Origin of the sequence: Streptomyces sp. NPDC059169 (genome assembly GCF_042755225.1) — a bacterium.
In the GTDB taxonomy this organism is placed as follows: domain Bacteria; phylum Actinomycetota; class Actinomycetes; order Streptomycetales; family Streptomycetaceae; genus Streptomyces.
Genome location: NZ_JBHZCF010000002.1, coordinates 317,688 through 330,600, shown reverse-complemented (window position 1 = coordinate 330,600; position 12,913 = coordinate 317,688). Strand labels below are relative to the sequence as shown.

Sequence of the window (12,913 nt, the reverse complement as noted above, 5' to 3'; positions counted from 1 at the left end):
CCGGTCCCTCCCGCTATTTCTTGGGGCCGGGGACGGTCGTGTAGAAGGGTTTGGGCGACGTCTCCCCGGGCGGGACGTCCAGCACCGCGATGAGGAGCACGACGAGCAGCACGGGTGCCAGCCCGGCGGCGGCTGCGACGAGGGCGCGCATGGTCGGCCTCCCGGAACATGGATCTGATGCGACGTCAGAACTCCTGGAGCGGGGGCACCGTAGCAACGCGGTCGTGAGATGAGAACACGTTTCACGCCGGCGCCGCGCCACCGGGGGCCCCGCACACGAGAGGCGCCCCTCCGCGGGAGTAGCGGAGGGGCGCGCGTCGGGAGCACCGGGCGGCGTCAGGCCGCCGGGGTGGTCACCGTCAGCTCGACCGTCAGCGTCGCGCCGCCTTCTGCGGTCAGGCGCAGCAGGAACGTACCGGTCTGCTCGCCGGCGAAGAGCTTCGGCAGGACGAGTGCGCCGTCGGCTCCGGTCTTCAGTTCCTTCAGTGTGCGGACGGGCTCGCCGTCCGCATTCTCGAAGTACGGGCCCTGGGTGTTCTCGGTCGGGTCGTCCGCGGAGGCGATCATCGTGGCGGTGACCGCCACCCCCTGTGCCGCCGCGCCCTTGAACGTGGCCTTGACCTCGACCCGGTCGGCGAACTCGGCCCCCGGCAGGGCCGCCAGTTCCTCGTCACCGTTCCGCACCAGGACGTCCGCCCGGCGCGGGGTGACGGTGGCGGTGTGGCTGAGCCCGGCCACGGCACGGCCGACGACGGTGACCCGGACGGTGAACGAGCCGGTCTTCTCCCCCGCGGTCAGCACCGGGGCGACGGCCACCCCGTCGGCACCGGTGCGGGCGACCACGGCCGTCGTGCCGCCGGCGAACCGGGAGTCGGTGTCACCGACGATCGCGAAGAGGAGCTCGGCCTCGGCGACGGGCTTGCCCAGGCCGTTCCTGGCACTGATCGCGAGCCGCTCCGTGAAGTCGGTTCCGGCGTCCGCGGTGAGCTGCGTGTCCGCGACCTCCTCGATCCGGGACACCGTCTGGGTGGGCGAGGGGGGCGGAGGCGGGGTCGACGGCGTCGGCTTCGGGGAACCACCGGGCTTCGCTGAGTTTGTCGGCTTCGCGGGCGTCGGGGGCGACGTGGTACCGGGTTTCGCCGTACCGGGCGTGCCGCTGCTGGGCTTGTGGGGCGCGGGCGTGGACGTGGGGCCGGGTACCACGGGTGCGACGGACGGGGTGCGGGAACCGGATCCGCTGCTGACGGGGGCGGTCGGCAGGGCACCGCTACCGTCCGGGACCTGGTGCGTGCCGCGCCGGTAGTACTCGAACCACGACATGACCGTCCGCAGGTATTCCCGCGAGTGGTTGTAGCTCAGGATCGCCTTGTCGACGTCGGCTTGCCGCGACAGGTCGCGTCCGCCGGCACACAGGTACTTCCCGGCGGCGAGGGCGGCGTCGTAGACGTTGTTCGGGTCCTTGCGGCCGTCGCCGTTGGCGTCCTGGCCCCAGGTCGCCCAGGTGCTCGGGATGAACTGCATGGGGCCGACGGCCCGGTCGTGGACGGCGTCCTGGTCGTAGGCGCCCTTGTCGGTGTCGGAGATGTTCGCGAAGCCGACGCCGTTCAGGATCGGCCCGAGGATCGGGGTGAGCGTGGTGCCGGCCGCGTCGACCCGGCCGCCGCTCGCCTGGCCCGACTCCACCTTCCCGATGCCGGCGAGCAGCTGCCAGGGGAGGTGGCAGGCCGGGTCGGAGCTCGCGATGCCCTGCTCGGCCTGCTTGTACGCGGCGAGCACGGTGGCCGGTATGCCTGCTTCGGCGGGGCCCGTCACCACGGGAAGCTGCGGGGAAGTACCTGGCTTGTTCGGGGAGTTGAGCGGGGGTAGATCCGTGTGGTACGGGGAATTGCCGGTGGCCGAGCCGCCCGGCGGTACGCCCGTGTCGGCCGCCTGCCCTCCGTCAGCACCCGTCGTGGCAGGCGTCACACCCGGCGCCTGGGATGCCGAGAGTGCGGCCACCGCTGCCGCTGCCACCGCCGTCGTGGTGGCTCCCTTGCGCAGTCGGCGGCCGAATTGCGCTGCCATACGTCTGTTTCCTCCCCGTCGACGGCCGTTCGCGCTCCCCGCGCGATTCTTCCGGTGAGATTACGGCACGGGACGACCCCGGAGCACAGGAACCCCGGCCAACTCACCCGATATTCATATCTTGATCCGTCACGGCCGGCACAACGTCCCGCTCCCCGGCCGAACGATCAACATCGCGCATACTGGGCGCTCTTATTCGAATCCGGTTGCAACGGGGGACGTCCATGCCGTTCACACTCAGCCATGCCGCAGCGGTCCTGCCCGGCGTCCGCCGGGACGGCACGGCACACGGTCCGCTGCTCGCCTCCGCACTCATCGCGGGTTCCTTCTCACCCGACATGACGTACTTCGCGGCGAGCGTCGTCCCGGGCGGGATGGAGTTCGGAGAGGTAACGCACGGGCCGCTGGGGGCGCTGACGGTCGATGTCCTCATCTCCGCAGCGCTGGTGGGGCTCTGGCTCATGGCGCGCGACCCCCTGCTGGCGCTGCTGCCCACCGGATGGCAGGGGCGGGTGCACGCCGTCCTGAAGGGTCGCCGGTGGCTGGACCGGCCACCTCTCGTCGTCGCTCTGTGGTTCTACGTCTCGGCGGTCATCGGCGCGGGCACGCACATCGTGTGGGACGGCTTCACCCACTTCGACCGCTGGGGCACGCGCACCGTGCCGGCCCTCGGTGAGATGGTCGCCGGATTCCCCCTCTACACCTATGTGCAGTACGGCACTTCGGCGTTGGCCATGTTCGCGCTGGTCTGGTTCACGATCTCGGCACTGCGGTCGGTCCCGGCCGGGCTCCCGCCCGCCGCGTGCGTACCGGTGATCGGGACCTCCGGCAGGCGCACGGCCGCCGCGCTGCTGGGCGTGTGCGTGCTCGCCGGGACGGCCCACCGCTGCGTGCGCTTCTACCGCTACTGGGGACCGGGCCGGATCAACAACCCCGTCGACATCATCCCGACGATCTGCTTCGGTGCCGGCGCCGGCCTCGTACTGGGAGTCGTCCTGTACGCGGCCGCGGTGCGGCTCCGGATGCGGCACGGGGCGCTCACGGCCGGCGGCGACACCACCGAGCGCCCCGCGCCCGACCGCACCGGCGTCTCCTGACCTGCCCCCACGGTGATCCGTCGCGAACCGCGCACCCGACACGGATCGGACGTCCGTGCGGACACCGCAGCCACCGTCCCGGGCCGAGGACGGGCGGGGCACCAGGTGATCACCCGGGCGCGGGACCGGACCGGGCGGCCGGTCCGGTGCCATGGCCGCTCGGCGTCGCGCGGCACGGGTCCCGCCGCGCCCCCGGGGTCCGGCGTACGACGCCACAGGGCGGACCCGACGCACGTCGCGCGATCGGCTGGTCCCAGCCGGCCGGCCGCGGCATCCGGGGAGGCGCGCGGCGGTACCGTCCGGTCATACGCCGTCCCCGCCCGGTCCGTCGGACGCCCGCGGCGGTGGGCGACGAACATCCGTGGCCACGCGGATCAGGACGTCGACGACGGCGATGGTGCACCACGCCCGTGCCGGCCGGGAGCCCTGCCGGCGCGGGCGCCCCACTCCCGGACGGACGGGCGGAGTGGCCGAGGGCGGGACACTCCGCCCCCGGTCACCAGCTCAGTGGGCCGCGGACTCCCAGTCGGGGCCGACACCGACCGATACGTCGAGGGGCGCCCGCAGCTCCACCGCCGCCGGCATCTCCCGGCGGACGAGCTCCTCCACCTGGTCGCGCTCGCCGGGGGCGATCTCCAGCACGATTTCGTCGTGGACCTGGAGCAGCATCCGGGAGTTCAGCCCGGCCTGCCGCAGGGCACCGTCGACACGCAGCATGGCGACCTTGACGATGTCCGCGGCCGTGCCCTGGATCGGGGCGTTGAGCGCCATGCGCTCGGCCGCCTCACGGCGCTGCCGGTTGTCGCTGTTGAGGTCCGGGAGGTAACGACGACGACCGAGCATCGTGGCCGTGTAGCCCGTGGCCCGTGCCTCGTCCACGACCCGGCGCAGATAGTCCCGCACCCCGCCGAACCGCTCGAAGTAGGTGTCCATCAGCGCCCGCGCCTCGGACGCCTCGATGTTCAACTGCTGGCTCAGGCCGAACGCCGAGAGGCCGTACGCCAGCCCGTACGACATCGCCTTGATCTTGCGACGCATCTCCGCGTCCACCGCGGACCGCTCGACGCCGAACACCTGGGAGGCCACGGTGGTGTGCAGGTCCTCGCCGGAGGTGAACGCCTCGATCAGGCCCTCGTCCTCCGAGAGGTGGGCCATGACCCGCAGCTCGATCTGGCTGTAGTCGGCGGTCATCAGCGATTCGAAGCCTTCGCCGACGACGAAGCCCCGACGGATCGCACGCCCCTCGTCCGTACGCACCGGCACGTTCTGCAGGTTCGGGTCGGTGGAGGAGAGCCGCCCGGTCGCCGCCACCGTCTGGCTGAAGGTGGTGCGGATCCGGCCGTCGCCCCCGATCGTCTTGATCAGGCCCTCGACCGTGGAGCGCAGCCGGGCCTGTTCACGGTGGCGCAGCATGATCACCGGCAGTTCGTGCTCGGTCCGGGTCGCCAGCCAGGCCAGCGCGTCCGCATCCGTCGTGTAACCGGTCTTGGTCTTCTTGGTCTTGGGGAGGTTGAGCTCACCGAAGAAGACTTCCTGAAGCTGCTTGGGCGAGCCGAGGTTGAACTCGTGGCCCACCGAAGCGTGGGCCTCCTTCACCGCCTGCTGCACCGCACCGGCGAACTGCTGCTCCATCGCCTCCAGGTGGGCGCGGTCGGCGCAGATCCCGTGCCGCTCCATCCGGGCCAGCAGCAGGGACGTCGGAAGCTCCACGTCGTGGAGCAGCTCGGCCGCGCCGACGTCCGCGAGCTTCCCGCCGAACGCCTCCCCCAGGTCGAGGACCGCGCGGGCCTGCGCCATCAGGGCGTCGGCCTCGGCCTGCTCGTCGGCGCCGAACGCCAGCTGCCCGTCGGCGGCCGCCGGGGCGAGCTCCCGGTGCAGGTACTCGACGGACAGTGCCTCCAGCGCGAAGGAACGGCGGCCGGGTTTGACCAGGTAGGCGGCGAGCGCCGTGTCCATCGTGATGCCCTGGATGCGCCAGCCGTGCTCGGGGAAGACCCGCAACGACTCCTTCGCGTTGTGCATGACCTTCGGGCGGTCCGGGTCGGAGAGCCAGGCGGCGAAGGCCCGCTCGTCGGACTCGTCGAGCCGGGTCGGGTCGAACCAGGCCGCCTTGCCTCCGCCACGGCCTTCGGCGTCCACCGGCCCCCCGGCCGTGGCGAGCGCGATCTCGCTGACGCTGCCGACGCCCAGAGCCCACGCGGCTACGGTGGCCACGCCGAGCGGCTGACCGCCGTGCTGCTCCAGCCACGGGGCCAGCTCGCCGGCGCCCAGCACACTGCCGTCGAGTTCGACGCCGGCCTCCGGCGCCGGGGGCTCCTCCTCCGCCGCACCGGGGTCGACCGCGAGCAACCGCTCCCGCAGGCTCGGGTTCCGGATCTCCAGGACCTCCAGGAACCCCTTCAACGCGGTCCTGTCGTACGGGGCGCGCTGAAGGTCGGTGACGGTCTTCGGCAGCTCCACGTCACGTACCAGCTCGGTAAGGTGGCGGTTGAGCTTGACGGACTCCAGGTGGTCGCGCAGGGACTGCCCGACCTTCCCCTTCACCTCGTCGGCACGCTGGACGAGCTCCGCGAACGAACCGAACTGGTTGATCCACTTCGTGGCCGTCTTCTCACCGACGCCGGGGATGCCCGGCAGGTTGTCCGACGGGTCGCCGCGCAGCGCGGCGAAGTCCGGGTACTGCGCCGGGGTCAGTCCGTACTTCTCCCGGACCTTCTCGGGGGTGAAGCGCGTCAGCTCCGAGACGCCCTTCGTCGGGTAGAGCACAGTCACGTGGTCCGAGACCAGCTGGAAGGAATCCCGGTCGCCGGTGACGATCAGCACCTCGAATCCGGCTGCCTCGGCCTGGGTGGCGAGGGTCGCGATGACGTCGTCCGCCTCGAAGCCGTCCACGGCGAAGCGCATCGCGTTCATGGTGTCGAGCAGCTCGCCGATCAGCTCGACCTGCCCCTTGAACTCGTCCGGGGTCGACGAGCGGTTCGCCTTGTACTCGGGGAAGTCCTGCGAGCGCCACGTTTTGCGGGACACGTCGAAGGCCACGGCGAAGTGCGTGGGCGCCTCGTCGCGCAGCGTGTTCGCCAGCATCGACGCAAAGCCGTAGACGGCGTTGGTCGTCTGCCCGCCCGCGGTCGAGAAGTTCTCCGCGGGCAGGGCGAAGAACGCCCGGTACGCCAGGGAGTGCCCGTCCATGAGGAGCAGGCGCGGACGGGTTTCCTCTGGGGTCTTCTTCGACGCTGTCTCAGCCACGATGACGATCCTGCCACGGACCACCGACAGCGAGGTCCGCTGCACCTGGGGGTCGGCCGGCGGCCATCACGCGTGACAGGATCGGTTGTGTACGAACGGATACGCGCTCAAAGGGGAGCACGATGGCCAGCAAGCCGCCCGCAGGTGACCCGGTCCAGGACGCACCGCAGGTCGAGGCGCCCCAGCACGTCGCGGCCGGCCTCCCCGCGATCGGGCACACCCTGAAGATCGCCCGGCAGCAGATGGGGGTGGCGCGCACCGCGCGGACCCTCCTGAAGGTCAACCAGAAGGACGGGTTCGACTGCCCCGGCTGTGCGTGGCCCGAGGGTGACAAACGGCACGTGGCCGAGTTCTGCGAGAACGGCGCGAAAGCCGTGGCGGAGGAGGCGACGCTGCGCCGCGTCACCCCGGACTTCTTCGCCGCGCACCCGGTCGCGGACCTGGCCTCCCGCAGCGGGTACTGGCTGGGCCAGCAGGGCCGCATCACGCAGCCCGTGTACCTCCCGGAGGGCGCCGACCGGTACGAGGCGGTGACCTGGGAGCGCGCCTTCGAGATCGTCGCGGAGGAGCTGACGGCGCTGTCCTCCCCCGACGAGGCGCTCTTCTACACCTCGGGCCGCACCAGCAACGAGGCGGCGTTCCTGCTGCAGCTCTTCGCCCGCGAGTTCGGCACGAACAACCTGCCCGACTGCTCCAACATGTGCCACGAGTCGTCCGGCTCGGCGTTGACCGAGACACTGGGCGTCGGCAAGGGCAGCGTGTCCCTGGAGGACCTGCACCAGGCGGATCTGATCATCATCGCGGGCCAGAACCCCGGCACGAACCACCCGCGAATGCTGTCCGCCCTGGAGAAGGCCAAGCAGTCGGGCGCGAAGATCATTTCGGTGAACCCGCTGCCCGAGGCGGGGCTCGAGCGGTTCAAGAACCCGCAGACGCCCCAGGGAATACTCCAGGGCACCGCGCTCACCGACCTCTTCCTCCAGATCCGCATCGGCGGCGACCAGGCGTTGTTCCGTCTCCTGAACAAGCTGGTCATCGAGGCGGACGGCGGCGTCGACGAGGACTTCGTACGGGAACACACCCACGGCTACGCGGCCTTCGCCACCGCAGCCGCGGAGACCGACTGGGACGAGACCCTCACCGCGACCGGGCTCGATCGCCGGGACATCGAACGGGCCCTCGGGATGATCCTCGCCTCCCGGCGCACGATCGCCTGTTGGGCGATGGGCCTCACCCAGCACAAGCACTCCGTCGTCAGCATCAAGGAGATCGTCAACCTGCTGCTGCTGCGCGGCAGCATCGGTCGTCCCGGCGCCGGCGTGTGCCCCGTGCGCGGCCACTCCAACGTGCAGGGCGACCGCACCATGGGCATCTTCGAACGGCCCGCACCGGCGTTCCTCGACGCCCTGGAGAAGGAGTTCGGCTTCGCGCCGCCCCGGCAGCACGGCCTCGACGTCGTCCGCTCCATCCGCGCGCTGCGCGACGGGGAGGCGAAGGTCTTCTTCGCCATGGGAGGCAACTTCGTCGCCGCCACCCCGGACACCGAGGTCACCGAAGCCGCCGTGCGCCGCGCCCGGCTCACCGTGCACGTGTCGACGAAGCTCAACCGCTCGCACGCGGTCACCGGCGCACGCGCCCTGATCCTGCCCACGCTCGGCCGCACCGACAAGGACGTGCAGGGGAGCGGCCGACAGTTCGTGACCGTCGAGGATTCCATGGGCATGGTGCACGCCTCGCGCGGCAACCTGCCGCCCGCGAGCCCGCACCTGCTCTCAGAACCGGCGATCGTCGCCCGCATGGCCCGCGCCGTCCTCGGTCCGGGGTCCGGGACGCCGTGGGAGGACTTCGAGCACGACTACGCGACGATCCGCGACCGCATCTCCCGCGTCGTCCCCGGCTTCGAGGACTTCAACACCAGGATCGCCCGGCCCGGAGGCTTCACCCTCCCGCACGCCCCCCGCGACGAGCGCCGCTTCCCCACCGCCACCGGGAAGGCGAACTTCACCGCCGCCCCCGTGGAGCACCCGGAGCTCCCGGAGGGCAGGCTGCTGCTGCAGACCCTGCGCTCCCACGACCAGTACAACACCACGATCTACGGCCTGGACGACCGCTACCGGGGCATCAGGGGCGGCCGTCGCGTCGTCCTGGTGAACCCCGAGGACGCTGCGGAACTGGGCTTCGCGGACGGTGACTACGCGGACCTGGTCGGCGAATGGAAGGACGGCGTGGAGCGCCGGGCACCCGGATTCAGGGTGGTGCACTACCCGACCGCGCGCGGCTGCGCCGCCGCGTACTACCCGGAGACCAACGTCCTCGTGCCGCTGGACGCCACCGCCGACACCAGCAACACCCCCGCCAGCAAGTCCGTGGTCGTACGTCTGGAACAATCACCGTCCGCCTAAGCGTTCGCTCAGGCGACAGGCACCCAGGACAGCCAGACACGTACCACGATCGGAGCCGAGCCCATGGGCGAGCAGACGACGGTGAAGTTCCCGCAAGAGGTCCTCGACGAGTACGCGGCGCTCGGCGTCGACCTTGCCGCCCTCTTCTCCGCGGGGACCCTGGGGACGCGCATGGGCGTGCAGATCACCGAGGCGTCCGCGGACCGCGTCGTCGGCACCATGCCGGTCGAGGGCAACACCCAGCCGTACGGGCTGCTGCACGGCGGCGCGTCCGCCGTCCTCGCCGAGACCCTCGGCTCGGTCGGCTCGATGCTGCACGGCGGCAGCACGAAGATCGCCGTCGGGGTGGATCTCAACTGCACCCACCACCGCGGCGTGCGATCCGGCCAGGTCACCGGGGTGGCCACCCCGGTGCACCGCGGCCGTTCCACCGCCACCTACGAGATCGTGATCACCGATGAGCACGCCAAGCGGGTCTGCACGGCCCGCCTGACCTGCCTCCTGCGCGACGCACGCCCCCAGGACGCGGAACACGTCCCGGGCGCCACCCGCTGACGGGCGGCCCCTGAGGCGCCGGCCGCAGGAGGCGCACCGCCGCGCCGGTCCGCGGCGACGCGGACGGGACCGATCCGTTCGCACGAAGTCCGACCGGCCGGACACCGGCCGGGGACCGGACGCCGGGAGGCTCAGGGGCTCCACCGCGGCCGGGCGGTTCCCAGGGCCCCGCCCACGGCCCGGAGCACCCCTCTCTCACGGGGGCGGCCCCCGGGGCACCGGTCGCAGGAGATCTCACCCGAACCGGTGGGCCTCCGGCGTTCCGACGGACGCCGCAACCAGCCGGCGCGCATCATGACCCGATGCGTACTCGCCTCATAGCCGCCCCACTGGTCTGCGCGCTCGCCCTCACCGCCTGCGGGAGCAGCGGAGAGAAGGCCGCGGATGGACCAGCAGCCGACCGTACGACCAGCAGCCCCGCGGCCACGACCGTGACTTCGCCCGTGACCTCGCCCGCACCCGCCGCCCCGGCACCGTCCTCCGCCCGGGCCGCCGCGGGCATCCCGGCGGAGCCCACAGGTCCGGACCGCCAGAAGTACCTCCAGGCGCTCAGTGCCATCGACCCCGCGCTCGTCACGGACGAGGACAAGGCGGTCGACGCGGGCCGGAACCAGTGCCGATCCCTGCACGGCGGCGGCGCCGACCCCGACCGGACCGCCGCCCAGCGGTTCGGCAACGACGCCCGGCCGGTGACGGAGGCGACCGGCAAGCGGATCAACTCCGCGCTCCGAAGGACGCTCTGTCCCTGACGGGCCCCGGAATGCCCCCGCAGGCGGCAGTGATCAGCGCGGGACGCCGCCCGGAACGCACCCACCTGTCCACTCCCACTCGCCGGCGCCCGCCCCCGCCGACGCACCGCCTCCACCGCAGCGGACCAGAGCGGACCGGAGCCCCACCGAACCGCCCACGGAGGGGGACGAGGCCGGCGCCGGCGGCTGGATTTTCCCCGCGTAGCCCGTGGGCGGAAGACAACGGGCCGGCGCCCCGGACCGGTGGTCGTCCGCGCGTGCGGCCGGCAATTCACCCCTGGTGCGGATTTCCGGATTCACCGTCCAGAACCGCACCGCTTCCCCTCCGAACCGGAGGGTTAAACCCATCACCCGGACATCTTCCGGGAAAAGAACGGCAGTTGATCGACCTTCCACTCATACATGCATTCGGAACCAGAGGGCACGTATCCGGCAGTACCCCCCCTGAAGCCCACCAAGCGAGGGAAACCGACCCGGTGGAACCCCCGGGCCCGCCAGGGGTTTTGCAGAAAAAGAGCCTTCCGGCCCGCGCCGCGGGCAGACCCGCCCCGTAGAGTGGAGGAACCACAACGCTTTCCCAACTCTCCGTAGGCAAAGGGAGGTTGGCGGCCATGTCCGGTTTCCGCCCTCGCGCCCTCACGTTCCTCACCCTTCTCACGGCTCTCGGCAGTGCCTGCAGCACCACCTCCCCCACAACCGGGAGGACCGTTGCGGAACCATCCGCCCACCCCTCCGCCCCCGCCGACGTCTGCACCGCCCTCGTCTCCTACTGGGCCCGTGAAGCCCTCACGGGAGGGAAGTACGCAGGACTGGACTGGGAGCAGAAGGGCCTGTCCAACGAGCAGCTCGTCATCCACGACGACGTCTTGGCCGCGGGTCGCGTCGAGGAGCGGAGGCGCGGCCGCCCCGCAGCCCTGCGACTGATCGACGATCAAGCCCGAAAACGCTGCGCATCCGCAAACGGCGCTACGGGGAGTTCCGAAAACTGGCGTCCGAATAGCTGACACCCGTGTCCGATGTCACCGTGCGTAGCTTTCACCCGATCGAGAGGCGGGCCGCGCAGGAAAGCCACAACCGGCCACACCGAACGCCGTCCGGGAACGCGACTGTCAGGACCAATTTCCCCTGATACTCCTGAGTTGAACAGGGGAATTTCGCAGCATGTGGTCTATACGAGCGTTTATTCAATCGCCCTATCTGCACACACTGCGCGCAACAACCACGCGATGGCATAACAAGACAGTCACATCCTTCCTTCCCTGCTCCCGCCCGCCCGCCAGAGCGGCTTAGAGTCACCGCCAGTCACCGCGCCGCCGGGCGCGTCTGCTAGCACGGCAACCGTTTCACCAGTACGGCCCGGCGAACCAAACGGCCCCTCACCCATGAGGCAGCCGTGCCAGGGAAAGGACTCAGCGTGCGACACCGTTCCTTGCTCATCCTCACCACCGTGATCACCACGGGAGCACTCACCCTCACCGCCTGCGGGTCGCGCGACGGCAACAAGGGTGGCGACAGCAACAGCGGCGGCAAGACGACCGTCGTCATTGGTGTCGACGCACCGCTGACCGGTTCGCTCTCCGCCCTGGGCCAGGGCATCAAGAACTCCGTTGACCTCGCGGTCAAGACCGCGAACAAGAACAACGAGGTCCCCGGGGTCGAATTCAAGGTCGACGCCCTCGACGACCAGGCCGTCCCCGCCTCCGGCCAGGCCAACGCCACCAAGCTCGTCGGCAACAAGGACGTCCTCGGCGTCGTCGGCCCGCTGAACTCCGGTGTCGCCCAGTCCATGCAGGGCGTCTTCAACACCGCCAACCTGACCCAGGTGTCCCCGGCCAACACCAACCCGGCACTGACCCAGGGCGACAACTGGGGCAAGGGGGACAAGAAGCGTCCGTTCAAGACGTACTTCCGCACCGCCACCACCGACGTCATCCAGGGCAAGTTCGCCGCCCAGTACCTCTTCAACGACGCCAAGAAGAAGAAGGTCTTCGTCGTCGACGACAAGCAGACCTACGGCGCCGGCCTCGCCGCCATCTTCTCCGCGGAGTTCGAGCGCCTGGGCGGCAAGGTCGTCGGCACCGACCACGTCACGGTGAAGGAGACCGACTTCTCCTCCACCGCCGACAAGGTCAAGGCCTCCGGCGCCGACTCCGTCTACTTCGGTGGCCAGTACCCCGAGGGCGGCCTCCTCTCCGACCAGGTCAAGAAGGCCGGGGCGAAGATCCCGACCATGGGCGGCGACGGCATCTACGACCCGCAGTTCATCAAGGCGTCCGGTGAGGCCAACGACGGCGACCTCGCCACCTCCGTCGGCTACCCCGTCGAGAAGCTCCCGACCGCCAAGAAGTTCATCGACGACTACAAGGCCGGCGGCTACAAGGACCCGTACGCGGCGTACGGCGGCTACTCCTACGACGCCGCCTGGTCCATCATCCAGGCCGTCAAGGCGGTCGTCTCGGCCAACGACGGCAAGGTCCCGACCGACGCCCGCGCCAAGGTCACCGAGGCGATGTCCAAGGTCTCCTTCGACGGTGTGACCGGCAAGGTCGCCTTCGACGAGTTCGGCGACACGACGAACAAGCAGCTCACCGTCTACACCGTCAAGGGCGCCGACTGGACGGACGTCAAGAGCGCCACGTTCGAAGACTGATCACACCACAGAAGCCCACCCGCATCACATGACCCAGCCCGGGGGGGGGGGGAAAAAAAACCCCCCCCCCGGGTTCCCTCCCCCACCCCCCCCCCAGGCCATGGCTTGCAACAACCGCCCCCACAAACCACCCCCCGCCCCTCCCCCCTC

The 12,913-nt window shown here is 70.7% G+C and carries 9 protein-coding genes; 6 read left to right on the top strand and 3 right to left on the bottom strand.

Annotated elements, in window-relative coordinates:
- Positions 1 to 13: 13 nt before the first annotated feature.
- Together ACFXOM_RS05330 and ACFXOM_RS05325 are read right to left on the bottom strand one after the other, a co-directional pair.
- Positions 14 to 151, bottom strand: coding sequence for an SPW_0924 family protein (locus tag ACFXOM_RS05330; RefSeq protein ID WP_384929752.1), 138 nt, complete (start codon positions 149 to 151; stop codon positions 14 to 16).
- Between the two features lie 185 nt (positions 152 to 336).
- On the bottom strand, positions 337 to 2,064 hold the full coding sequence (locus tag ACFXOM_RS05325) for a lytic murein transglycosylase (protein WP_384944238.1): 1,728 nt from the start codon (positions 2,062 to 2,064) through the stop codon (positions 337 to 339).
- Positions 2,065 to 2,288: 224 nt separating this feature from the next.
- On the opposite strand from ACFXOM_RS05325, the gene ACFXOM_RS05320 reads away from it, so the two are divergent.
- A complete protein-coding gene (locus ACFXOM_RS05320) occupies positions 2,289 to 3,161 on the top strand; it encodes a DUF4184 family protein (protein WP_384929757.1) in 873 nt (290 codons plus the stop codon).
- A gap of 504 nt (positions 3,162 to 3,665) precedes the next feature.
- On the opposite strand, the gene polA is transcribed toward ACFXOM_RS05320, so the two are convergent.
- Entirely contained in the window at positions 3,666 to 6,350 is a 2,685-nt protein-coding gene (gene polA, locus ACFXOM_RS05315; RefSeq protein ID WP_384930350.1) for a DNA polymerase I, read from the bottom strand.
- Between the two features lie 179 nt (positions 6,351 to 6,529).
- Here polA and ACFXOM_RS05310 point away from each other — a divergent pair, with 179 nt between their 5' ends.
- The 5 genes from ACFXOM_RS05310 to ACFXOM_RS05290 all read left to right on the top strand — a co-directional run bounded on the left by ACFXOM_RS05310 (position 6,530) and on the right by ACFXOM_RS05290 (position 12,763).
- Entirely contained in the window at positions 6,530 to 8,809 is a 2,280-nt protein-coding gene (locus ACFXOM_RS05310; protein ID WP_384944239.1) for an FdhF/YdeP family oxidoreductase, read from the top strand.
- 63 nt (positions 8,810 to 8,872) lie between these two features.
- Positions 8,873 to 9,364 carry a PaaI family thioesterase gene (locus tag ACFXOM_RS05305; protein ID WP_384929763.1) on the top strand — a complete coding sequence of 164 codons (492 nt, stop codon included), beginning with the start codon at positions 8,873 to 8,875 and terminating at the stop codon, positions 9,362 to 9,364.
- Between the two features lie 302 nt (positions 9,365 to 9,666).
- The gene (locus tag ACFXOM_RS05300; protein WP_384929764.1) at positions 9,667 to 10,113 is read left to right on the top strand and encodes a hypothetical protein; all 447 of its coding nucleotides are present in this window, start codon (positions 9,667 to 9,669) and stop codon (positions 10,111 to 10,113) included.
- 611 nt (positions 10,114 to 10,724) lie between these two features.
- Positions 10,725 to 11,117 (top strand): hypothetical protein, encoded by a 393-nt coding sequence (locus tag ACFXOM_RS05295; protein ID WP_384944240.1) that lies wholly within the window; start codon positions 10,725 to 10,727, stop codon positions 11,115 to 11,117.
- A gap of 410 nt (positions 11,118 to 11,527) precedes the next feature.
- On the top strand, positions 11,528 to 12,763 hold the full coding sequence (locus tag ACFXOM_RS05290) for an ABC transporter substrate-binding protein (protein ID WP_384929769.1): 1,236 nt from the start codon (positions 11,528 to 11,530) through the stop codon (positions 12,761 to 12,763).
- Positions 12,764 to 12,913 lie beyond the last annotated feature (150 nt).

Bases quoted from the DNA above. Each gene is read 5' to 3' on its own strand.
- ACFXOM_RS05330 (WP_384929752.1), bottom strand. From the start codon at position 151: ATGCGCGCCCTCGTCGCAGCCGCCGCCGGGCTGGCACCCGTGCTGCTC.
- ACFXOM_RS05325 (WP_384944238.1), bottom strand. From the start codon at position 2,064: ATGGCAGCGCAATTCGGCCGCCGACTGCGCAAGGGAGCCACCACGACG.
- ACFXOM_RS05320 (WP_384929757.1), top strand. From the start codon at position 2,289: ATGCCGTTCACACTCAGCCATGCCGCAGCGGTCCTGCCCGGCGTCCGC.
- polA (WP_384930350.1), bottom strand. From the start codon at position 6,350: ATGGACGGGCACTCCCTGGCGTACCGGGCGTTCTTCGCCCTGCCCGCG.
- ACFXOM_RS05310 (WP_384944239.1), top strand. From the start codon at position 6,530: ATGGCCAGCAAGCCGCCCGCAGGTGACCCGGTCCAGGACGCACCGCAG.
- ACFXOM_RS05305 (WP_384929763.1), top strand. From the start codon at position 8,873: ATGGGCGAGCAGACGACGGTGAAGTTCCCGCAAGAGGTCCTCGACGAG.
- ACFXOM_RS05300 (WP_384929764.1), top strand. From the start codon at position 9,667: ATGCGTACTCGCCTCATAGCCGCCCCACTGGTCTGCGCGCTCGCCCTC.
- ACFXOM_RS05295 (WP_384944240.1), top strand. From the start codon at position 10,725: ATGTCCGGTTTCCGCCCTCGCGCCCTCACGTTCCTCACCCTTCTCACG.